The organism is Streptomyces sp. NBC_00210 (assembly GCF_045160975.1).
Taxonomy (GTDB): Bacteria; Actinomycetota; Actinomycetes; order Streptomycetales; family Streptomycetaceae; genus Streptomyces.
Genome location: NZ_CP108120.1, coordinates 7,776,689 through 7,797,117, shown reverse-complemented (window position 1 = coordinate 7,797,117; position 20,429 = coordinate 7,776,689). Strand labels below are relative to the sequence as shown.

At 68.9% G+C, this 20,429-nt stretch carries 21 protein-coding genes; 10 read left to right on the top strand and 11 right to left on the bottom strand.

Translation table 11 applies throughout. The features are described 5' to 3' along the window. Positions 1-17: 17 nt before the first annotated feature. The 5 genes from OG729_RS35310 (at position 18) to OG729_RS35290 (ending at position 3,952) form a co-directional block, all read left to right on the top strand. A complete protein-coding gene (locus OG729_RS35310; RefSeq protein WP_405810023.1) occupies positions 18-581 on the top strand; it encodes a TetR/AcrR family transcriptional regulator in 564 nt (187 codons plus the stop codon). Positions 582-621: 40 nt separating this feature from the next. Further along, positions 622-1,548, top strand: coding sequence for a MurR/RpiR family transcriptional regulator (locus tag OG729_RS35305; RefSeq protein ID WP_405810022.1), 927 nt, complete (start codon positions 622-624; stop codon positions 1,546-1,548). Between the two features lie 487 nt (positions 1,549-2,035). Continuing rightward, the gene (locus OG729_RS35300; RefSeq protein ID WP_405810021.1) at positions 2,036-2,437 is read left to right on the top strand and encodes a hypothetical protein; all 402 of its coding nucleotides are present in this window, start codon (positions 2,036-2,038) and stop codon (positions 2,435-2,437) included. 102 nt (positions 2,438-2,539) lie between these two features. After that, the gene (locus tag OG729_RS35295; RefSeq protein WP_360884934.1) at positions 2,540-3,658 is read left to right on the top strand and encodes a sulfite oxidase; all 1,119 of its coding nucleotides are present in this window, start codon (positions 2,540-2,542) and stop codon (positions 3,656-3,658) included. Between the two features lie 87 nt (positions 3,659-3,745). Beyond that, positions 3,746-3,952 (top strand): DUF5988 family protein, encoded by a 207-nt coding sequence (locus OG729_RS35290; RefSeq protein WP_360884937.1) that lies wholly within the window; start codon positions 3,746-3,748, stop codon positions 3,950-3,952. A gap of 148 nt (positions 3,953-4,100) precedes the next feature. Here the strand turns inward: OG729_RS35290 and OG729_RS35285 are convergent, their stop codons facing one another. The 9 genes from OG729_RS35285 to OG729_RS35245 form a co-directional block, all read right to left on the bottom strand. Further along, complete coding sequence (locus tag OG729_RS35285) at positions 4,101-5,030, bottom strand: amino acid ABC transporter permease (protein ID WP_405810019.1); 930 nt, start codon at positions 5,028-5,030, stop codon at positions 4,101-4,103. Then, on the bottom strand, positions 5,027-5,692 hold the full coding sequence (locus OG729_RS35280) for an amino acid ABC transporter permease (protein ID WP_405810017.1): 666 nt from the start codon (positions 5,690-5,692) through the stop codon (positions 5,027-5,029). Before OG729_RS35280 ends, OG729_RS35285 begins: the two co-directional genes overlap by 4 nt. Before the next feature lie 111 nt (positions 5,693-5,803). Further along, complete coding sequence (locus OG729_RS35275; RefSeq protein WP_405810015.1) at positions 5,804-6,643, bottom strand: glutamate ABC transporter substrate-binding protein; 840 nt, start codon at positions 6,641-6,643, stop codon at positions 5,804-5,806. A gap of 31 nt (positions 6,644-6,674) precedes the next feature. After that, entirely contained in the window at positions 6,675-7,457 is a 783-nt protein-coding gene (locus tag OG729_RS35270; protein WP_405810014.1) for an amino acid ABC transporter ATP-binding protein, read from the bottom strand. Positions 7,458-7,584: 127 nt separating this feature from the next. Then, complete coding sequence (locus OG729_RS35265; protein ID WP_360875457.1) at positions 7,585-8,517, bottom strand: carbohydrate ABC transporter permease; 933 nt, start codon at positions 8,515-8,517, stop codon at positions 7,585-7,587. Then, entirely contained in the window at positions 8,514-9,851 is a 1,338-nt protein-coding gene (locus OG729_RS35260) for a sugar ABC transporter permease (RefSeq protein WP_360875459.1), read from the bottom strand. Before OG729_RS35260 ends, OG729_RS35265 begins: the two co-directional genes overlap by 4 nt. An 11-nt stretch (positions 9,852-9,862) precedes the next feature. After that, on the bottom strand, positions 9,863-11,191 hold the full coding sequence (locus OG729_RS35255; protein WP_360875461.1) for an ABC transporter substrate-binding protein: 1,329 nt from the start codon (positions 11,189-11,191) through the stop codon (positions 9,863-9,865). A 28-nt stretch (positions 11,192-11,219) separates the two neighbouring features. Then, positions 11,220-12,893: a glycoside hydrolase family 13 protein gene (locus OG729_RS35250; RefSeq protein WP_405810012.1), complete on the bottom strand. Its 1,674-nt coding sequence runs from the start codon at positions 12,891-12,893 to the stop codon at positions 11,220-11,222. A 202-nt stretch (positions 12,894-13,095) separates the two neighbouring features. After that, a complete protein-coding gene (locus tag OG729_RS35245) occupies positions 13,096-14,364 on the bottom strand; it encodes an ABC transporter substrate-binding protein (RefSeq protein ID WP_405810010.1) in 1,269 nt (422 codons plus the stop codon). 167 nt (positions 14,365-14,531) lie between these two features. Here OG729_RS35245 and OG729_RS35240 point away from each other — a divergent pair, with 167 nt between their 5' ends. The 3 genes from OG729_RS35240 to OG729_RS35230 are packed head-to-tail and all read left to right on the top strand — an operon-like array spanning position 14,532 to position 18,153. Beyond that, positions 14,532-15,038: a PadR family transcriptional regulator gene (locus OG729_RS35240; RefSeq protein ID WP_360875467.1), complete on the top strand. Its 507-nt coding sequence runs from the start codon at positions 14,532-14,534 to the stop codon at positions 15,036-15,038. Then, complete coding sequence (locus tag OG729_RS35235; protein ID WP_405810009.1) at positions 15,035-15,841, top strand: ABC transporter ATP-binding protein; 807 nt, start codon at positions 15,035-15,037, stop codon at positions 15,839-15,841. The genes OG729_RS35240 and OG729_RS35235 overlap by 4 nt, the downstream gene beginning before the upstream one ends. Positions 15,842-15,843: 2 nt before the next feature. Then, complete coding sequence (locus OG729_RS35230; protein WP_405810007.1) at positions 15,844-18,153, top strand: ABC transporter permease; 2,310 nt, start codon at positions 15,844-15,846, stop codon at positions 18,151-18,153. A gap of 45 nt (positions 18,154-18,198) precedes the next feature. On the opposite strand, the gene OG729_RS35225 is transcribed toward OG729_RS35230, so the two are convergent. Next, complete coding sequence (locus tag OG729_RS35225) at positions 18,199-18,498, bottom strand: DUF1876 domain-containing protein (RefSeq protein WP_405810006.1); 300 nt, start codon at positions 18,496-18,498, stop codon at positions 18,199-18,201. On the opposite strand from OG729_RS35225, the gene OG729_RS35220 reads away from it, so the two are divergent. Beyond that, positions 18,497-18,703: a hypothetical protein gene (locus tag OG729_RS35220; protein ID WP_405810004.1), complete on the top strand. Its 207-nt coding sequence runs from the start codon at positions 18,497-18,499 to the stop codon at positions 18,701-18,703. The genes OG729_RS35225 and OG729_RS35220 overlap by 2 nt on opposite strands. 248 nt (positions 18,704-18,951) lie before the next feature. Further along, positions 18,952-20,004 (top strand): chitinase, encoded by a 1,053-nt coding sequence (locus OG729_RS35215; RefSeq protein WP_405810003.1) that lies wholly within the window; start codon positions 18,952-18,954, stop codon positions 20,002-20,004. 42 nt (positions 20,005-20,046) lie between these two features. Here the strand turns inward: OG729_RS35215 and OG729_RS35210 are convergent, their stop codons facing one another. After that, positions 20,047-20,427, bottom strand: a complete 381-nt coding sequence (locus tag OG729_RS35210; protein ID WP_360875479.1) for a cupin domain-containing protein — start codon at positions 20,425-20,427, stop codon at positions 20,047-20,049. Positions 20,428-20,429 lie beyond the last annotated feature (2 nt).

The following is a 20,429-nucleotide window of genomic DNA, read 5'->3' as shown; positions in this document are numbered from 1 at the left end:
GCGCAAGTGGAGCACCGATGGATCTTGATGAAGTCCGCACGCGACTGCTCGACGCCGCCGAGGAGCTGTTCTACGAGCGCGGTGTGCAGGCGGTCGGCATGGACGAGATCCGATCGGCCTCAGGTGTCTCGCTCAAGCGCCTCTACCAGGTCTTCCCGTCCAAGGCGGACCTGGTCCTCGGCTATCTCGAACGGCGCGATGTCCGGTGGCGTTCACGGGTCATGGAGTACGCGGACGGCCACCCCGCCGGGCCGCAGCGCATCCTCGCCGTCTTCGACTGGCTCTTCCAGTGGTTCAGGGAACCCGGCTTCCGCGGCTGCGCGTTCATCAACTCCTTCGGCGAACTCGGCGCCGTCGACCCGGCCGTGGGCGCTGCCGCACGCCGGCACAAGAACGCCTTCCGGCAGTACATGGCGGGCCTGGTCGATGCGGCGGACGTGCCCCCGGGGCTGACCGACCCGCTCGTCCTGCTCGCCGAAGGCGCGATCACCACCGCGGCGATCTCCAACTCCCCCGAACCGGCGCGTCAGGCCCGACGGGCAGCGGCTCTACTTCTTGAGCCGTACGACCACGGTCAGTGAGCTATGTTGAGCACGAATGGCAGGAGAAGGAGTGACACCGGTGCCACCAAGGCAGCAGCAGGCACGCGCACAGGCGTCTGCGATCACGCCGGGGAGGCAGTCCCCCGAGGCTGAGGCTGCGCCCACCGACAGAGTTCTCGCGCTGTTCGGCGGCCACCGGCTGTCCCCCGCACAGCGGCGCATCGCGCAGTACATCGTCGACCACCTCACTGAAGCCGCGTTCATGTCGATCACCGACCTTGCGGAACGCGTGGGCGTGAGCCAGCCGTCCGTCACGCGCTTCGCGTCCTCCCTGGGCTTCAGCGGCTTCCCCGCGCTCCGGGAGGCTCTCCAGCCGATCGCACTCAGCGCGGTCGCCGGTTCACCCGACACCCGCGAAGAGATCCGCCGCAACGAACTGCAGGCCGCCGTCGACGCCGAGATCGACAATCTGGAGAGTCTGCGCCGGCTCCTCGCAGACACCAACCAGGTGCTCGACGTCGGCCGCGAGCTGGCCCGGTCGGTGCCTCTGACGATCCTGGGCCTGCGGATCTCGGTCTCGCTCGCGGAGTACTTCGCCTATGCGGCCCGGCGGATCCATCCCGATGTGCGCACGGTGACCCGCGGAGGCAGCGTCGCCTACGACGCGCTGCTGCAGGCGCGGGAGGCGGGCGGGACATGGGTGCTGGCGTTCGCGATGCCCAGGCACGCCAACGAGACCCTTGCGGCGATGCGCGCCGCCCGCAGCACCGGACTGCGCGTCGCGCTCATTTCCGACCTGTCGCTGGGGCCGCTCGTGGACGAGGCCGACGTGGCGCTGACCGCCCACACGGGCTCGCGGCTCGTGTTCGACTCGTACGCGGCTCCGGGGGTCCTTTCCGCCGCCCTCCTGCAGGCCATGGCCGACGCGGATCCGCAGCGCACGCAGATGCGGCTCGAGGGCTACGAGCAGGTCGCGGAGCAGCACACCTTCTTCCTGGAGGACTGACCGACCCCCCGTCTCCGCGACGGAAGGGGGCGGCTTATGCTGCCAACTATTGGCATGAAATTTTTCATACCCTTGCGTACTCGACGGTATATATATTTACTGCACTGGTGGTCGACACGGGACGCCCCGACGTCGCGAGCCAGACCCACACCCTCATCACCAAGGAAAGCGGCAGTCCGCACGATGCACACCACGCCTAGCCCCGCCGCACGCGGCGCACTCCGCAGGAAGCAGCCGGGCCGGTACAGCTCGCGGGCCTTGCCCGGAACCGCATGACACTGCGCATCAGGGTCGCCGAAAGCGGCGAGCCCCCGCAGTCCACATAGCCGAACACCCAGGGACGTCGCACCTCCTCGCGCCGACCCATGGTGTTCCAAGCGGGCACTCCGTCCCCTATCGGATTGCCCATGGCGGCCCCGGTCAACCCCTGGGCCGGGGCCGCCACAAACCACCGCGATCAGAGCCGATCCGCACACCTCCGGAAGCGATGACGATGTCCCAGACGTTCTCACCGATCAGCTCGGACTGGCCTTACCAGGTCAAGACCCCCGGCAGCCCCGACTGGGAACGCACCGCGGCCCGGTGGCTGCGCGACCTCCTGCCGGCCCGCTATGCCGGCTACTCGACGCTCACCCGGCACCACATACTTCTCGCGCGCCACGCCCAGCTGCAGCTTCAGCACGAGATCCGTGCGGTGCGGACCGCGCTGCAGACGAGCCGGGTGGAGCTGCCCACCCTCGGGGTCTCCGAGGTGATCATCGAGAGCACCATCAGGATGTACGCGACGGAGCTGGAGCAGCTCAATCGCCTGGCCCGCGGCGTACGGCTCATCACCGAGGCGTTCCAGGCGGGCAGCGCGCCCGTGCCGCGCAGGCGGGTACACGCCTAGCGCCTGCGACCGGTCTGTCCCGCGGGGCCGCCCCGTCACCCCCGGTAGACGTGCCGGAAAGGCACAGGTGCCCGGACCCGGCCCTGAGCGCACCATGAAGTCATGGACGCAACGATCGGTGACTTCAGCTCACCAGGGCGCGTCGCCGCGCCCGACGAAGGCATCGGCCTGGACGAGCTGGCCCTTGCGGCCCGTAACCACGGGCTGCCGCTGGAGGCGCTGCGCTACGACCTCACGCCGGACGGACTGCACTACCTCCTGATCCATTACGACATCCCCGCCGCCTCCGCCGACGAGTGGGAGCTCACGGTCGGCGGCCGGGTGCGCACGCCGCTGACCCTGGACATGCGGCGGCTGCGGTCCCTCCCGGCCGTCACCCAGCGCGTCACGATGGAGTGCGCGGGCAACGGCCGGGCCCGTCTGGAGCCGCGGCCGGTGAGCCAGCCATGGCTGGTCGAGGCGGTCGGCACCGCCGAGTGGACCGGGGTGCCGCTGCGCACCGTGCTCGCCGAGGCCGAGCCGGAAGCAGCCGCCGTCGAGGCCGTATTCACCGGAGCCGACCACGGTGTCGAACGCGGCGTCGAGCAGGACTACCGGCGCAGCCTCCCGTTGGCCCTGGCCATCGGCGACGATCCCGAGGTGCTTGTGGCGTACGAGATGAACGGCCGCCCTCTGCCACCGCAGCACGGACATCCGCTCCGGCTGATCGTCCCCGGGTGGTATGGCATGGCGCATGTGAAGTGGCTGCGCGACATCGCACTCACCGACACCCCCTTCACCGGCTTCCAGCAGACGACGGCGTACCGCTACCGGCAGTCGGCAGACGATCCCGGGGAGCCGGTCACCAAGATTGCCCCACGTGCCCTGATGGTCCCGCCCGGATTCCCCGACTTCATGTCCCGCAACCGTGTCGTACGTCCCGGCGAGGTACGCCTGGAGGGCCGGGCCTGGTCCGGCCGGGCGCCCGTGGCAAAGGTGGAGGTGAGCACCGACGGCGGCGGCTCCTGGAGCGAGGCCGCCCTCTCCCCCGAGGACGGACACCGGTGGGCCTGGCGGCGCTGGCAGGCGTCCTGGGCCGCGGCGCCGGGCAGCCATGTACTCGCCGTCCGCGCCACCGACGCGGACGGCCACACACAGCCCCTGACACAGCCTTGGAATCGCGGCGGGTTCGCCAACAACCTCGTCCAGCGGGTCCGGGTCCTGTGCCTGGAGGGCGGGTGAGCCGTCCGACGTGGCGGGTGAGCCGTCCGACGTGGCGGGTGAGCCGTCCGACGTGCGAGCGCCGCAAGGGGCAGGAAGACTGGAGTCATGGCCACCAAGGCAAAGGCGTTCCTGGAGGGTGGTCCGGACGATCTGCCTGAGCGCATCGTCCCGATCACCCCTCCCGGATACGACCTCAAAATTCCGTACCTCGGCGGGTACGAGCACTTCAAGGCGACTCCTCGGCACAAGGAGACCGACGAGGGGCGGCTGACTGTCTACGAGTGGTGGGAACGGACAGAGGTCCCCGGATAGCGTCCGTCCGGCATCAGCAGACAACGGGAAACGCCCCGTGTCGCCCCGGCCCTTCCGACCGGGCGACACGGGCGCCGTCCTTCATTGGCCGGAGCCTGCTGGTAGGTGCGAACCCGCCTGGTTCGTCCGTCACTTCGACCTTCCTCCGTCACTTCGACTGGTCGGGCCGGCCGCCGCCGAGCTCGCCCGGAGTGACGTGCTCACCCGGCCTCGAAAGCTCATCGACCGCGTCGACGCCCACCACCGCGCCGGTACGCTTCTTGCCCCCGCGCCGCAGCCGGCCCTCGAGCCAGCTCGCGAAGGTCGTGAGCGCGAAGTTCAGCAGGACGAAGATCACGGCGACGACGGTGAAGCTGGCGATGGTGTTCGCTCCGTAGTTCGCACTCATCGGGCGGACCGACGCCAGCAGTTCGGAGAAGCCCAGCAGCGCGCCGCCGAGCGCGGTGTCCTTCACGATGACGACCATCTGGCTGACGATCGCGGGGAGCATCGCGGTGATCGACTGCGGCAGCAGCACGTACCGCATCATCTGGCCCTTGCGCATGCCGATCGCCTTGGCCGCGTCGGTCTGCCCCGTGGGGAGGGAGAGAATGCCCGCCCGAACGATCTCTGCGAGCACCGAGGCGTTGTAGAGGACGAGACCGGTGACCACCGCGTACAGCGGCCGGGTGTCGGGACTGATGTCGGTGTACTGGGCGTACGCCGCGTTGGCGAAGAGCATCAGGATCAGCACCGGGATGGCTCGGAAGAACTCCACGACGGTGCCGGCCGCGCCCCGTACCCACGAGTGGCCGGAGAGCCGGGCGATACCGAAGAACGCCCCGAGCGGCAGCGCGATCACCATGGCCAGGGCGGCGGCCTTGAGCGTGTTCCTGAGCCCCGGCAGGAGGTACGTCGACCAGGCGCGGGAGTCGGTGAAGAACGGCCTCCACTTGATCCATTCGAGCTGATTCTTGTCGATGAGGCTCAGGACCACCCACCAGACCAGCAGCGCGAGTGCGACCAGGAACACCACCGTGAACAGCACATTGCGCCGCTTGGCGCGCGGCCCCGGGGCGTCGTAGAGGACGGACGTCATCGCTTCACCGCCGCCTTCTTGCTCACCCAGCCGAGGAACAGTCCGGTCGGAAGGGTCAGGCAGATGAATCCGAACGCGAAGATGGCGGAGATGAGAATGAGCTGGGCCTCGTTCTCGATCATTTCCCGCATCAGCGCCGCGGCCTCGGCGACACCGATCGCGGCGGCAACGGTGGTGTTCTTGATCAGTGCGATCAGCACGTTCGCCAGCGGACCCACCACGGAGCGGAATGCCTGCGGCAGGACGACCAGCATCAGGACCTGGGTGAAGCTCAGGCCGATGGCACGTGCTGCCTCCGACTGACCGATGGGCACGGTGTTGATGCCGGACCGCAGCGCCTCACACACGAAGGCGGATGTGTAGGCGATCAGACCGAGCACGGCGAGCCGGAAGTTGATGGTCGTGAAGTTGTCCGAGCCGAGGCTGACGCCGAGCGTCTGGAAGAGACCCAGCGAGGTGAAGACGATGATCACAGTCAGCGGGATGTTCCGCACCACGTTGACGTAGGAGGTGCCGAAGCCGCGCATCAGGGGCACGGGACTGACCCGCATGGCCGCCAGGAGCGTTCCCCAGATCAGGGCGCCGACGGCGGAATAGAAGGAGAGCTGCACCGTCACCCAGAAGGCCCCCAGGATGTCGTAACCCTCAAGAAAGTCGAACACGATCTCCCGGCCTTCCGCGTGGGTGAAGCCTTCCCCGTGGGTGAAGCCTTCCGCGTGAGTGAAGGGCGAGGCGCGCCGCCGCGACGGGCGGCGCGCCGGTCAGGCACCGCCTCAGCTGACAATGACGCCGATCTTCGGTGCGGGCTCGTTCTTGTAGCCGGCCGGGCCCAGGTTCTTGTTGACGTACTCCTGCCAGGAGCCGTCGCTGACCATCTTCTCCAGGGCGGTGTTGATCTTGGCCTTGAGTTCGCTGCCCTTCTGGACACCGATGCCGTAGTTCTCGTTGCTCAGCTTGAAGCCGCCCAGCTTGAACTTGCCCTTGAACTCGGGCTGCGCGGCGTAGCCGGCGAGGATCGCGTCATCGGTGGTCAGGGCGTCGATGACCTTGTTCTCCAGGCCGGTCAGGCACTCGGAGTAGCCGCCGTACTCCTGCAGCTGAGCGTTCGGCGCGATCTTGGTCTTGACGTTCTGCGCGGAGGTGGACCCGGTGACCGAGCAGAGCTTCTTGTTGTTCAGGTCCTCGGGCGTCTTGATGGAGTTGTCGTCCGCCCGGATCAGAACGTCCTGGTGCGCCAGCAGGTAGGGGCCGGCGAAGTCGACCTTCTTCTCACGCTCCGGCGTGATCGAGTAGGAGGCCGCGATGTAGTCGACATCGCCGCGCTGGAGCAGCGTCTCGCGGTCGGCGCTCTTGGCTTCCTTCCACTCGATGTCGCTGGGCTTGTAGCCGAGCTGTTTGGCCACGTACGTCGCCACGTCGACATCGAGACCCGTGTACTTGCCGTCCGGGGTCTTCAGGCCGATGCCTGGCTGATCGAACTTGATGCCGACAGTGATCGTTTTGTCACTGCTGCCCGACGTGCTCGTGCTGCTGTCGTTGGATCCGCAGGCTGTGGCGGTCAAAGACAGCGCGAGCGCGGCGGCGGCTGCGGCAGAAACCATTCGAAGCTTCATGGTGATCATCCCTAGTGCTCAAGGGTCCGGCTCAGTGGTGAAGGATCTTCGAAAGAAAGTCCTTGGCTCGATCGCTGCTCGGATTGCTGAAGAACTGATCGGGCGTCGTCTCTTCCACGATCCGGCCGTCCGCCATGAAGACCACACGGTTGGCGGCCGAACGGGCGAATCCCATCTCATGGGTGACGACGACCATCGTCATTCCGTCCCGCGCAAGCTGCTGCATGACCTCCAGCACCTCATTGATCATCTCCGGGTCGAGCGCGGATGTCGGCTCGTCAAAGAGGATGACCTTCGGGTCCATGGCCAGCGCTCTGGCGATCGCCACCCGCTGCTGCTGGCCGCCGGAGAGCTGTGCGGGGTACTTGTCCGCCTGGTTGGCGACACCCACCCGGTCGAGCAGCTGGCGCGCCCGCTCGTCGGCGGCCTTCTTGTCCTTCTTGCGGACCTTGAGCTGGCCGAGCGTCACGTTCTGCAGCACGGTCTTGTGGGCGAAGAGATTGAAGGACTGGAAAACCATGCCCACGTCGGCCCGCAGTGCGGCGAGCTCGCGGCCTTCGGCGGGCAGGGGCTTGCCGTCGATGTAGATCTCGCCCGAGTCGATGGTCTCCAGGCGGTTGATGGCGCGGCACAGTGTGGATTTCCCGCCACCGGACGGCCCGATGACCACGACAACCTCACGCTCGGCGATGGTCAGATCGATGTCCTGGAGGACATGGAGCGCGCCGAAGTGCTTGTTCACCTTGCGCAGCACGACCAACCCAGTGCCCGTGTCGGGGGTCGGATTTTCCTTACTCACTGTTACTCCGCTCATCGGCTTCATACTCCGTCCTCCCTGAGGAAGCCGCACGCCGAGAATCGCCGTGAGGGCCCGCCGGACGTGAAGCGTGCTTCACGTCCGGCGGGCCCTCACGACAGCTGTTTGCTAAGCCTCACGACGGCTACTTGACGGAGCCCGCCATCACCCCCTGGACGAAGTGCCGCTGGAAGGCGAAGAAGACGACCAGCGGCACCACCACGGACAGGAAGGCTCCCGGCGCCAGTACCCCGATGTTGGTGCCGAACTGCCGCATCTCGGACTGGAGGGCGACGGTGAGCGGCTGGGACTCGCTGTCGGCGAAGAGCAGCGCGACCAGCATGTCGTTCCACACCCAGAGGAACTGGAAGATGGCAAGGCTGGCCAGGGCGGGACGGCCCAGGGGCAGTACCAGACGGGAGAAGATCCGCCACTCCCCGCCGCCGTCCATCCGGGCGGCCTCCAGCATTTCGCGCGGGATCTCGGCGAAGTAGTTGCGGAGCAGGAAGATCGCGAAGGGCAGCCCGTACGCGACATGGAAGAGGATCACGCCCGGGATCGTGCCGAACAGTCCTACGGCGCCGAACAGCTTGGCCACGGGCAGCAGCCCGATCTGGACGGGCACCACGAGAAGTCCCACGACCACCAGGAAGATCGCGTTGCGGCCGGGGAAACTCAGCCATGCGAAGGCGTATCCGGCCAGCGCCGCGATTCCCACGACCAGTGCGGTGGCGGGCACCGAGATCAGTACGGTGTTCCAGAAGGCCTGCGTGATTCCGGAGTCGGCGAACAGGGCGGTGTAGTTGTCCAGGGACAGCTGCCCGGGATCGGTGATCGCCGTCCACCAGCCCTTTGCCGCGTTGTCCTGCTCGGAGCGCATCGAGGACAGGAAGAGACCGGCGAGCGGGGTGATCCAGACCAGCGCGACCACGATCAGGACGGCCTGGACCAGTCCGTTGCCGAGCCATTTGGTCAGCCGGCTCGCGGGCCGGGGGCGCGGCGGCAGGACAGGGCCGTGGGCGGAGGCCTTGGCCACCCGCGGAGACGGATTGCGCTCGATGGTGCCGTGGCCACTCATGCTCCGCTCCTTCGGAAGCGCCGGACGTTGAAGATCATCGCGGGTACGACCAGCAGGAGGAGCAGCACGCTGAGGGCGCTGCCGAGTCCCTGGTTGTTGCCGCCGCCGAAGGACACCAGCCACATCCGGGTCGCCAGGACATTGGCCTCTTCCTGGACCGGTCCCGGCGCGATGATGTAGACGAGGTCGAAGACCTTCATCACATTGATCACCAGGGTCACAAAGACCACGGTCAGCACCGGTGCGAGCAGCGGCACCGTGATCTTCCGGAAGATCTGCCACTCGGTGGCGCCGTCCATCCGGGCCGCTTCCAGGGCGTCCCGCGGGAGGGACGCGAGTCCTGCCCCGATCAGCACCATCGAGAAGCCGGTCCAGATCCACAGATAGGCACCGATGATCGCCGGTGTGACCAGGGCGGGGCCGAGCCAGGAGATGCCCTGGTAGGGGGCGGCGAAGTTGTCCGCCGGAAGCTGGACGGTGTACGAACCGGCTTCCAGGCCACGGAAGTTGAACGAGCCGTCCGCAGCGGTGGTGGCTTTCGCGGCCACCTTTCCGTCGCGTACCGCCTCGACCAGCATCCCCGGCAGACCCTTCTCCGCCGGATCGACCTTGCCCGGCTTACCACCGCCGCCGGGGGTGAAGTCGAGGTAGACCACGCCCCGTACCTCGTCCGCGGCGGGCGCCGCGGACGAAGCTGCCTGTGCGGGCTTGGCGCCGGAAGGAATCTTGTCCGGTGCCACTCCCACGAAGCCGAGACTGACGGACTTGCCGGGGCTGACCGCTTCGCTCGTACGGTAGGCACCGCCCGGGGCCTTGGTCAGGCCCTGGTCGTCCCGGGCCCTGGCGGTGGGATAGGCGGAACGGTCGTCGAAGGCGTCATGGATGCCGACGGTCACCGCGTTGAGCACGCCCCGGTTCGGGTCCTCCTCGTACGCCAGCCGGAAGATGATGCCGGCGGCGAGGAACGACACGGCCATGGGCAGGAACAGCACGAGCTTGAACGCGGTCGCCCAGCGCACCTTCTCGGTGAGCACCGCGAGCACCAGGCCGAGACCGGTCAGCAGTACCGGAGCCACGACGACCCATATGGTGCTGTTGCGGATCGCCTTGAGCGTCGCGGGATCGTTGAATATCTCGGCGTAGTTCTCGCCGCCGACGAATCGGTCGCCGCTCGCGTCGAAGAGGCTGCGGCCGGCGGAGAACAGCACCGGGTAGACGACCAGGGCGCCGAGCAGCAGCAGGGCGGGCAGCACGAACACCACCGCGATATTGCGCTGCCTGCGTTGGGCCCGCCGCCGCGGATTCGCGGCGGGGGCGGATGTGGTGACAGCCATGGAGTGCGGCCTCAGCTCTTGAATGCCTTGGCGGCCGCGGCTTCCAGCTTGGCCGCGGTGGCCTTCGGGTCCGAGGGGTCGCGCAGGAAGTCCTGGAGGAGCTTCCACTCCCCCGCGCCCTTGGTTCCGCCGAACGCGGCAGGTGCCTGGTCGGACATGTCGAAGCGGACCGTGTCACCCGCGTCGACCAGCGACTTGGCCGTGGCGCGGGTGGTGTCGTCGGCGTACGAGGCGAGGTCCACGTCCTTGTTGGGGGAGATGAAGCCTCCCGCGCCGGCCCACACCGAAGCCGCTTCGGGAGTGGCCAGGAACTCGAGCAGCCGCTGCGCCCCCTTCTGGTTCTTGCCCTCCTTGAGGACCACGGCCGCGTCGCCGCCGCTCACCACCGGTGCCTTGCCGCTGTCGACGGCGGGGAACGGGAAGAACTTGGCGTCCTCGCCGAGCTTCTTGCCGAAGTCGTCCTTGGCCATGCCGCCGACGAAGTCGCCCTCGTAGACCATGCCGGCCTTGGGCTCGGGTCCGAAGACCTGCTCGATCGAGCCCGGGAAGTCGGTGCGCAGCGCACCGTTCGCGCCGCCGGCGACGAGCTTCTTGTCCTTGAACACCTCACCCAGGGTGGTGAGTGCCTTGACCACACTGGCGTCGGTCCACGGCAGGGTGTGGGCGGCCAGCTGGTCGTACTTCTCGGGTCCCGCCTGGGAGAGGTAGATGTTCTCGAACCAGTCGGTGAGGGTCCACCCGTCCTCACCGGCGACGGAGAAGGCGGGCAGTCCCGAGTCGGAGAGCGTGCGGCCGGCCTTGAGCAGGTCCGCGTAGCTCTTGGGCTCGATCACTCCGGCCTGCTGGAACGCGCTCGGGCTGTACCAGACGGTCGACTTGTGGGCCGCCTTGAAGTAGAGGCCGTAGTAGGTCTTGTCGACGGTGCCGTAGTTCTTCCACACCTCGGCGAGGTTGGCGCCCGCGGTCGTCGCGGTCTTCTCCGACAGCGGTGCGAGCCAGCCCTCCTTGGCGAACTGCTGGAGTACGCCGACCTGCGGCACCAGGGCCACGTCCGGCGCGTTCCCGCCCTCGATCTTGCTGCCGACGAAGGTGGAGACGTTGTCGCCGGTGGGCACGAAGACGGTCTTGGCACCGGTCTGCTCGGTGAAGGCGTCCAGGACCTTCTTGAAGTTCTTCTGCTCGCTGCCGGTCCAGACTCCGGCCACGGTCACGGTCTGGCCGCTCAGGTCCTTGCCGCCGCTGGCAGGTCCTGGCGAGCCGCCGCACGCCGTCGCGCCGAGGGTGAGGGCGAGCACCGTCGATGCGGCCGCCGCGGTCCGGATGGTGGTGATTGATCGCATGGTGAAGTCCTTTCGAGGGAGCGTGTGTTCAGGAGGTGGGACAGTCGCCGGTCCACCACGCGGCGGTGGCTCCGGGGAGCACACCGTCCGGGCAGGGGCCGCTGGAGAGGAGCGGAGTGCCCACGACCGGTGCGGGCACGGGGTCGGTGCCGAAATTGACCGCGCAGATCAGCCCGTCGCCGCGGACCATGGCCAGCACCTGCGGGGGCGACTCCAGCCAGCGCAGGCTCCCCTCGCCCAACTGAGGCAGGCTGCGCCGCAGTTGAAGTCCATCGCGGTAGAGGTGCCAGAAGGAGTGGGTGTCGGCGAGCGCCCGGTCGGTGGCGTGTTCGGCGAACCAGTCGGGCTGCGGCAGCCAGGGCCGGGCGCCTGCCGCACCCTGGCTGAAGCCGAACGGGGAGGCGTGGCCCGACCAGGGCAGCGGCACCCGGCAGCCGTCCCGGATGCGCGCGCGGCTGCCGGTGCGGTGGAAGATCGGGTCGGTGAGCACCTCGTCCGGCAGGTCCAGGACTTCCGGGAGGCCGAGCTCCTCGCCCTGGTAGACGTACGCGGCGCCGGGCAGTGCCAGCATCAGCAGGGCGGCGGCGCGGGCACGCGCGGCACCGAGTCCGCTGGCCTCCACTCCGGGCTCGCCCGCGTAGCGGGTGACGGTACGCACCTGGTCGTGGTTGTTGAGCACCCAGGTGACGGTGGAGCCCGTCACGGCGATGTCGCGTATCGCCTCCGTGATGGTCGTCCGGAAGGCTTCGGCGTCCCACGGTGCGCTGAGCAGGTCGAAGAAGAACGCCTGGTGCAGCTCGTCGGACCGTACGTACTCGGCGTGTTCGCGCGCCGTCGGAACAGAGACCTCGCCGACGAGCAGCCGCTCATTGCCGTCGCGGGCCGCGTACTCCTCGCACACGGACCGCCAGCGGCGCCACACCTGGTGGACCTCGGGCTGGTTCCAGGCCAGCGGGTTAACCGAGTCCCGCGACCGCTCGTCGGCTGCGGGGTCGTCCGAGTCGGGCAGCTCGGGGTGCTTGAACAGACCGGCGGCGACATCGATGCGGAAACCGTCGACACCCCGGTCCAGCCAGAAACGCAGTACGCGCTCGAAGGAGTCGCCGATCTCGGGGTTGCGCCAGTTCAGGTCGGGCTGCTCCGGGGTGAACAGGTGCAGATACCACTGTCCCGGCGTGCCGTCGGGCTCGGTGACCCGGCTCCAGGCCGGCCCGCCGAACATCGCACGCCAGTTGTTGGGGGGCTCCGCGCCGTCCGGTCCGCGGCCGTCCGCGAAGTGGAACCGGGCGCGAGCGGCGCTGTCGGCAGGCGCGGTGAGCGCCTCGCGGAACCACGGGTGCTCGCTGGAGCAGTGGTTGGGGACGATGTCGAGCAGCAGCTTGAGTCCGAGCCGGCGGGCGTCGGCCATCAGCAGGTCGAACTCGGCCAGGTCGCCGTAGACGGGGTCGACCTCGCAGTAGTCGGCGACGTCGTAGCCGTGGTCGTGCTGCGGTGACGGATAGAACGGGCTGAGCCAGATCCCGTCGACACCGAGCTTCCTGAGGTACGGAAGTCCGGCCCGTACGCCGGCCAGATCACCGATGCCGTCGCCCGTGCTGTCGAGGAAGCTGCGGACGTACACCTGGTAGATCACCGCATCGCGCCACCATGCGGTGGCGGTACGGGAGGGGTGGCCGAGGGTGGCCGGAAGAGCAGTGAGCATCTCGCGCTGACCTGTTCCTGCTGGATGCGAGAGCGCCCCAGAGCGGGTGCGCCGTTATGCATGCATGTTAAGTAGCGGTGACGGCAAGGTGTCAACGATGCTGCATAAAGTGGCCCTGATATGCCCGAATTTCTGCAGGTATACGGGAGCGGGTCACTACTTAACATGTAAGTAGTGACCCGCTGAAGGAGACGGTTCGGACTCAGCCCCTGCGGGAGATCGATCCCAGCTCACGGGAGAGCCGTGCCACGGCCTGCTGCGGCGTCTGCCGCAGCGCCATCACGTCCTGGACGACGGCCTGCACGGCAAGGCTCACCTGGTCGTACCGAGGGCTCTTGGGCCGCGGCTCGGCCGCGAGCACGCTCTGCCGCAGCGTCGGCAGATACGGATAAGCCCTGATCAGAGCGGGGTCCTCGTACAGCGCGGCGCGCACCGGCGGCAGCGAGCCCTCGGTCAGCACCTGCCGTTGGACGCGCTCGCTGGTGAGATAGGCGATCAGATCGGCTGCCGACTCCGGATGCCGGGAGTGGCTGCTGACCGCGAGATTGGAGCCGCCCAGCACGCTCGTGCCCGGCCCGGACGGCCCCGGGAGCGGCACCGCACCGAACTTGCCGGCCACCTTCGACCCCGGCGCGTTGGCCAGCGAGTACACATAGGGCCAGTTGCGCAGGAAGAGCAGCCGGCCGTCCTGGAAGGCCAGCCGGGACTCCTCCTCCTTGTAGTCGAGGGCCTTCGGGGAGATCCAGCCCTCCCGTACTCCGCCCGCCAGGAAATCGAGGCCTGCCCGGGCCGCGGCGGAGTCCACCGTGACCCGGGCGCCGTCGTCCCGCAGGATCGAGCCGCCCGCCGAGTGAACCGCCTCGGTGGCGTTGACCGTCAGCCCCTCGTACGGCAGGAACTGGCCGGCATAGCCGTCCATGCCGTACTTGGGGGCGAGGGTCCTGGCCTGCCGGGCCAGCGCGGCCCAGGTACGAGGCGGCGGTTCACCGGCCCGCTGAAGGATGTCCTTGCGGTAGTACAGCAAACCGGCGTTGGTGACATAGGGGACGGCGTACAGGCGGCCGTCGAACGTGGCCGTGGCCACCACGGGCGCCAGGAAGGTCTTCAGCGGGAACCGGTCCCGCTGCAACGGGGAGATCCAGCCCGCCGCCGCGAACTCGGAGGTCCAGGCCACATCGATGTTCAGTACGTCGAACCGGTCGCTGCCGGAGCGCAGTTCGCTGATCATCTGGGCCCGGGTCTCGTCCGCCGAGTCGGGCAGTTCGAGCAGCGTCACCTTTTCCTTCGGGCGGCTGCGGTTCCAGTCACTGAGCAGCGGACCGAGATAGTCGGTCAGATCGCCCGCCGTCACCAGCGTCATGGGGCCGCGGCCCCTGGGGGCCGTCGCCGGCTGGGCGCTGAAGCCCGCATAGCCCGCGAGAAGCACGGCGACAACGAGGAGTCCCCTACCGGCGGCGTGCATCCACCGCATAGGTTCCTCCCAGTGCACCGATCCGGCCGCGACGCCGTCCCATGGGGCCTATGTATACCCGTTAGGCATGGGCGATACTAGATGTCCAGGCGGAGAAGGCGGGTGGCGCAAACCACAGCCCATATCCAAGCCAACAAGAAACTACGGACCGGGAGGGAGGGGAGCGCGTGCGGCTGCCGCTCCTGGCACTCCTCACCCGTGGCCCGGCGCACGGGTACGAGCTCAAGCAGGACCTTGAGAAGCTCCTGGGCGCCGCGTACCCTCAGCCCAACGTCGGCCAAATCTATGTCACCCTCGGCCGGCTGGAAAAGGCCGGTCTGATCGCCGGCGAGGACGTCGAGCAGTCGGGCAGACCCAACAAGCGTACGTACCGGCTCACCGAAGCGGGACACGAGGCCGTACGCGCCTGGTACGACGAGACCACGATCGAGCCGCGGGTCCGGGACGAGTTCTTCATGAAGGTCGCCCTTGCCCCCCAGTCCGGTCTCGCCGACCCGATCGCGCTGATCAACAAACAGCGGCGGCAGTACTTGAACACCATGCGTGATCTGTCGAAGCTGGCCGCGGCCGAGGACCGTGACAACAAGGTCTCCCAGCTGCTGATCGAAGGCGCCATGCTGCATCTGCAGGCAGACCTCGACTGGCTGGAACGCTGTCAGGAGGAGCTGGAATGAGCGACGACGACGCCGCTCCCGCCGAGCTGGGCGCAGCCGGTGCCGCACCCGTTCAGGGGGACCCGGTGCCGATCGTGCGCGCCGAGCGTCTGACCAAGACGCATCGCGGCGAAGGCGCGCCCGTGCACGCCGTACGCGGAGTGGATCTGACCGTTCAGCCCGGGGAGTTCGTTGCCGTCACCGGCCCCTCCGGCGCCGGCAAGTCCACGCTGCTGCATCTGATCGGCGGACTGCAGCGACCCGACAGCGGCAGTCTCTGGCTCGACGGCCGCCGGGTGGACGCATACCGCGAGGCCCGCTGGGCAGTGCTGCGCCGCCGGAGCATCGGCATCGTCTTCCAGTTCTTCAATCTGGTCTCCGACCTGACCGTCGCCGACAACGTCGAACTGCCGGCGCTGCTGGCCGGCGCCTCGCCCAAAGCAGCCCGGGAGAGCCGGGCCGAACTGCTCGCCGAACTCGGCCTCGAAGGCAGAGAGCGGTCCCTGCCCGGCGAGCTGTCCGGCGGCGAGCAGCAGCGCGTCGCCCTGGCCCGAGCACTGGTGAACCATCCCGCGCTGCTGCTGGCCGACGAACCGGCAGGCAGCCTGGACAGCAAGGGCACCCGGGAAGTGCTCCGGCTGCTCTCCCGTTTCCATCAGCGCGGCCAGACCATTCTGCTGGTCACGCATGACGCCCGGATGGCCAGCGCGGCCGACCGCGTCATCAGCTTCTTCGACGGGCGAATAGCCGACGATGCGGCTCTCGACGCGGGCCACCGGACCACCGGCCGCGGAGTCTCCGGCGTGCTCGAACTGAAGGAGTGACCGTGCGGGCCACTCTTCGCTGGGCGCACGCCGATCTGAAAGCACACCGCGGGCAGTCGGTCTTCGTCGTCCTGGCCAGCGCCGGCATCATCGCCTCGCTCCTCCTGGCGGTGGCTCTGTTCAGCTACGCCGCCAACCCCTGGCAGCGGATCTTCACCCAGTCCCACGGCGCGCATGTCTGGCTCCACACACAGGGCGCAGCCGACACGGACGCACTGTCCGATCTCGACGGTGTCACCGGTGTCTCGGGCCCGTACCGCACAGGTCGTGCCACCCTCGAGTCCCGAGGCGTCCGAGCGAGCGTGTCCCTGCGCGCGACGGGCAGCAGGCCGCCGGAGATCGCCCGGCCGCTCGTCACCGCCGGCCACTGGCTCGACGCACAGTCGGACGGTGTCGTACTGGAAAGCTCCGTCGCACGCGTGCTGTGGGCGGAGCCGGGAGACATCCTGACCGTCGCGGGAGCGGGCGGCGCGGCCCACACACTCCAGGTCGCCGGTGTCGCCGAGGCCGCGGAACCCCGCTACCGGCCGGGCGGCGACCCCGGTATCGGCTGGGTGCTGCCCGGCACGCTCGACCGCATCGCACCGCGGAGCACCGGGCAGAGCGTGGGGCTGCGTCTTGAGGATCCCGCCGACATCGACTTCACCGTCCAGCAGGCCGTCACCCGGCTCGGCGCCGACCGTGTCACCGAGGTGACCAAATGGCAGCAGGCACGGGCCGAGGCCGGAAGCGACGACCGGCTGCTCGGGCAGCTGTTCGCCGTATTCGGTCTGGGGTCACTGGTGGCCGCCGCGCTCGCCGCATCCGGAGCGATCAGCGCCCGTATCCGCGGACAGTTGAGGGACATCTCCATCCTCAAGGCGATCGGGTTCACGCCGGGTCAGGTGGTACGCGGCTTCCTCGCCCAGCACCTCGCCTTCGCGCTGCTCGGGGTCACCCTGGGCACGGCGGCCATCGCGCTCGTCGGATCCCGGATACCCGGCAGGATCGGGGAGGCGGCCGGGGTGTGGCAGGACCTGCCCGGGCACACCGCTTTGATGATCGGCGTGCCGAGCGGTGCGGTGCTGCTGATCGCGACCGCCACCGGTCTCGCCGCCTGGCGGGCCGGCCGGGTGCCGCCGGTGCCCGTCGCCCGGGCGGCTCTTCCGGCGGCCGCACCGATGACCGGTCTCGGCCGCCGGGCACTCGGCATGCGGGTGCCGCCCGCGCTGGTGCTCGGATGGCGGGCCGCGTTCCCCCGGCGGCCGCGCACGGCGATCACCGTGGCCCGGCTCGCACTCCCGCTGCTCATGATCACGGTTGCGCTCGTGGCCTGGTCCACTCTGGACATGTTCCGCAGCCGCCCCGCGGACATGGGAGTGCCCGCGGCGCTGACCGTTCGGGCCGAGCAGCCCTGGGGCCTGACCGGCCGGGAGCTGAGCCGGGCGCTCACCACTCCCCCGGATGTCGCCGCGGTCCACCCCGGCGTGGAGGTCGCGGCCCTGATGCCGGGACAGACCGGCACCATCACCCTGCGCGGGCTCGGCACCGCCCGCGCCCCCTATCCCTTCACCGTCGCCGAGGGGCGATCGGCCACCGGTCTCGACGAGGCGGTCGCGGGCCAGGGGCTGCTCGACCTTTTGGACGTGCGGGTGGGTGACTGGGTCAGGATGACCGTGGAAGGGCGGCCGCAGATCCTGCACATCGTCGGGCGCAGCATCGAACCGGAAACCGGCGGCCGGGTGATCTCGACGACACTCGACACACTCCGGGAACGCGATCCCTCACTGCGGCCGGACTTCTACCATCTCGTCCTGCGACCGGGCGCGGATCCCCGGGCGGTGAGCAGCGCTCTCGCCGAGGCGGCCGGAGGCACCCTCGAGATCCGCGAGACGCCCAACCCGGCGGACCAGCTGGAACCGGCGCGGGCCGTGATCGCGGCCCTCATCGGGGTGCTTGCCCTGATCGGGCTCACCGAGCTGCTGACGCTCATCGGAACCAGTGTCCGCGACCGTGGCCGTGATCTGCTCGCGCTCAAGGCCATTGGTCTGACGCCTCGCCAGATCAGCGCGACGATCGTAACGGCCGCCGGGTTCACGGCACTGCTGGCCGCCGCGCTCGGCACTGGTCTTGGGGTGCTGTCCGGCAGCTGGCTGGTGGACACCCAGGGACGCTCCAGCGGGATGGGCGCGGGCATCGCCCATGCCCCGCCCGCGCTGTTGCTGGCTTCGGTGGCGGCGGGCGCGGTGCTGGGCGCGGTGGTGGCCGCGGCGGTCCCGGCGACCCGGACGGCGCGCCGCCGTCTGGCGGATTCCCTGGCCGAGACACTCTGACGGACTGCCGCGGTCTACTTGCCGCGGTTTACGGTGTCGCGCGGTCTACGGTGCCGCGTCGGGCCAGCCGTACGCGGAGATCGTGCGCTCACCCATCGGTCCGGCACCCACCGCCTCCAGGTCCCGGTCCGCCACCCGCATCAGCTGCCCCGCGAGGTCCCGCATGGCACGGCCGGCCGCGAGTTCGTCGCCGATCGCGGGGATGTCCACGTCCTGGGGGTTGCAGTGGGCGGTTCCGTGACCGGTCAGCGTCGCGGTGCCGGTCGCCAGCACCGCCGTGGCCTTCGTGGTGCCCTCTTCCTCGACCAGGGACAGGCCGACCTTCCACTCCAGCGTCCGTGTCATGGCCTACCTCCTCGCCCGCGCCGACCGCGGTGGGCCGGCGCGCTGCCGTCCTGCCGTCCTGTCTCCAGGATCCACCCGCCCCCGCCCGGCCGCGAGACTCGCCACGGCCAAGCCCCTGGACCGTGCCGTACTCACCGGCTTCGCCGAACTCGTACAGGCAGCCGGTTCTACCGGCGGCAGCCTGACCGTGTCGCCGAGCTGCTGAGCGGGGCGCGCTCGCCCGCAGCTGCTGAGCCGGGCCGGGCTGGACGTGCGAGCCCGGCTGCAGCGCGAGCCTGACGACGAGGGCGACTTTGCGGAGAAGACGCCGCAGGGCTTCCTGCTGGCCCGCAAACCGGCGGCCGCCGGGCGGTAGACAGCCCCAACTCCCGTTTGGTCCAGACCTATTGACGATAGGTCTGGACCAACTTACCGTCAGGTCGAGGGCCGGGCACGGCGAGGAGGGAGCACAGCATGATCGGTCGGAGGTTACGTGTGCTGGGCGTCGGCCTGGCGGTGGCGTGCGTCGTGCAGTTGCTGGCCGCCGCGGCCCCGACTGCACCGCGGGCCGACACCTGCGCGGTGAAGTCGAAGCCCTCGGGCAAGGTGCTCCAGGGGTACTGGGAGAACTGGGACGGCGCCGCCAACGGCGTTCACCCGCCCTTCGGATGGACCCCGATCACCGACAGCCGCATCCGTGATCACGGCTACAACGTGGTCAATGCGGCGTTCCCGGTCATCCGCTCGGACGGCACCGTCTTGTGGGAGAACGGAATGGACGCGACGGTGAAGGTCGCGACCCCGGCCGAGATGTGCCAGGCCAAGGCCGCCGGTCTCACCATCCTGCTGTCCATCGGAGGTGCGGCGGCCGGGATCGACCTCAGCTCCCGCACCGTCGCGGACCGGTTCATCCAGACGGTCGTGCCGATCCTCAAGGCGTACAACTTCGACGGCATCGACATCGACATCGAGACGGGCCTCGTGGGCAGCGGCAACATCAACCAGCTGTCGACCTCACAGGCCAACCTCGTGCACATCATCGACGGCGTGCTCGCCCAGATGCCCTCGAACTTCGGCCTGACGATGGCGCCCGAGACCGCCTACGTCACCGGAGGCAGCGTGGCCTACGGCTCGATCTGGGGCGCGTACCTGCCCATTGTGAAGAAGTACGCGGACAACGGCCGGCTCTGGTGGCTGAACATGCAGTACTACAACGGCAGCATGTACGGATGCTCCGGCGACTCGTACTCCGCCGGCACCGTCCAGGGGTTCACCGCGCAGACGGACTGCCTGAACAAGGGACTTGTCGTCCAGGGCACCACGATCAAGGTCCCCTACGCCAAGCAGGTTCCGGGACTGCCCGCACAACCGGGCGCCGGAGGCGGCTATATGTCGCCAAGTCTGGTGTCGCAGGCGTGGAACCACTACAGCAACGGCTTGAAGGGCCTGATGACCTGGTCGATCAACTGGGACGGGTCGAAGGGCTGGACGTTCGGGAACAACGTCAAGGCCCTGCAAGGCCGCTGAGGCCGACGGCTGACGAGCCCCCGGCCCCGTGCGGCCGCATGATTACGCCTGGCCGGCCGGCTCCGTCCGGGAAGGCGCCGTGATGTGGTACGCCTTGCGCAGTGTCTCGTGCACGGTCCATGTGGTCCGGTCACCCTCGCGCAGCACACACGCGTCGCCGGGACCGACGTCGAAGGTGGGGCCGTCCTCGACGGCGATGGTGGCCCGGCCGCTGACGACGACGAACAGTTCGTTCGCCTCGGTGTCGGTCACCACTCCGGGGGTGATCTGCCAGATCCCCCGGATCTGAGTGCCGTCCTGCGACTCCCAGAGCACCAGTCCCGACACCTCGGGGGTGCCCTGCACGATCTGCGCCGGGTCGAGAGGATCCGGCTCCAGATCTGCGTCGGGGATGTGTACGGCGAAGCTGGTGAACGTGGTCATGA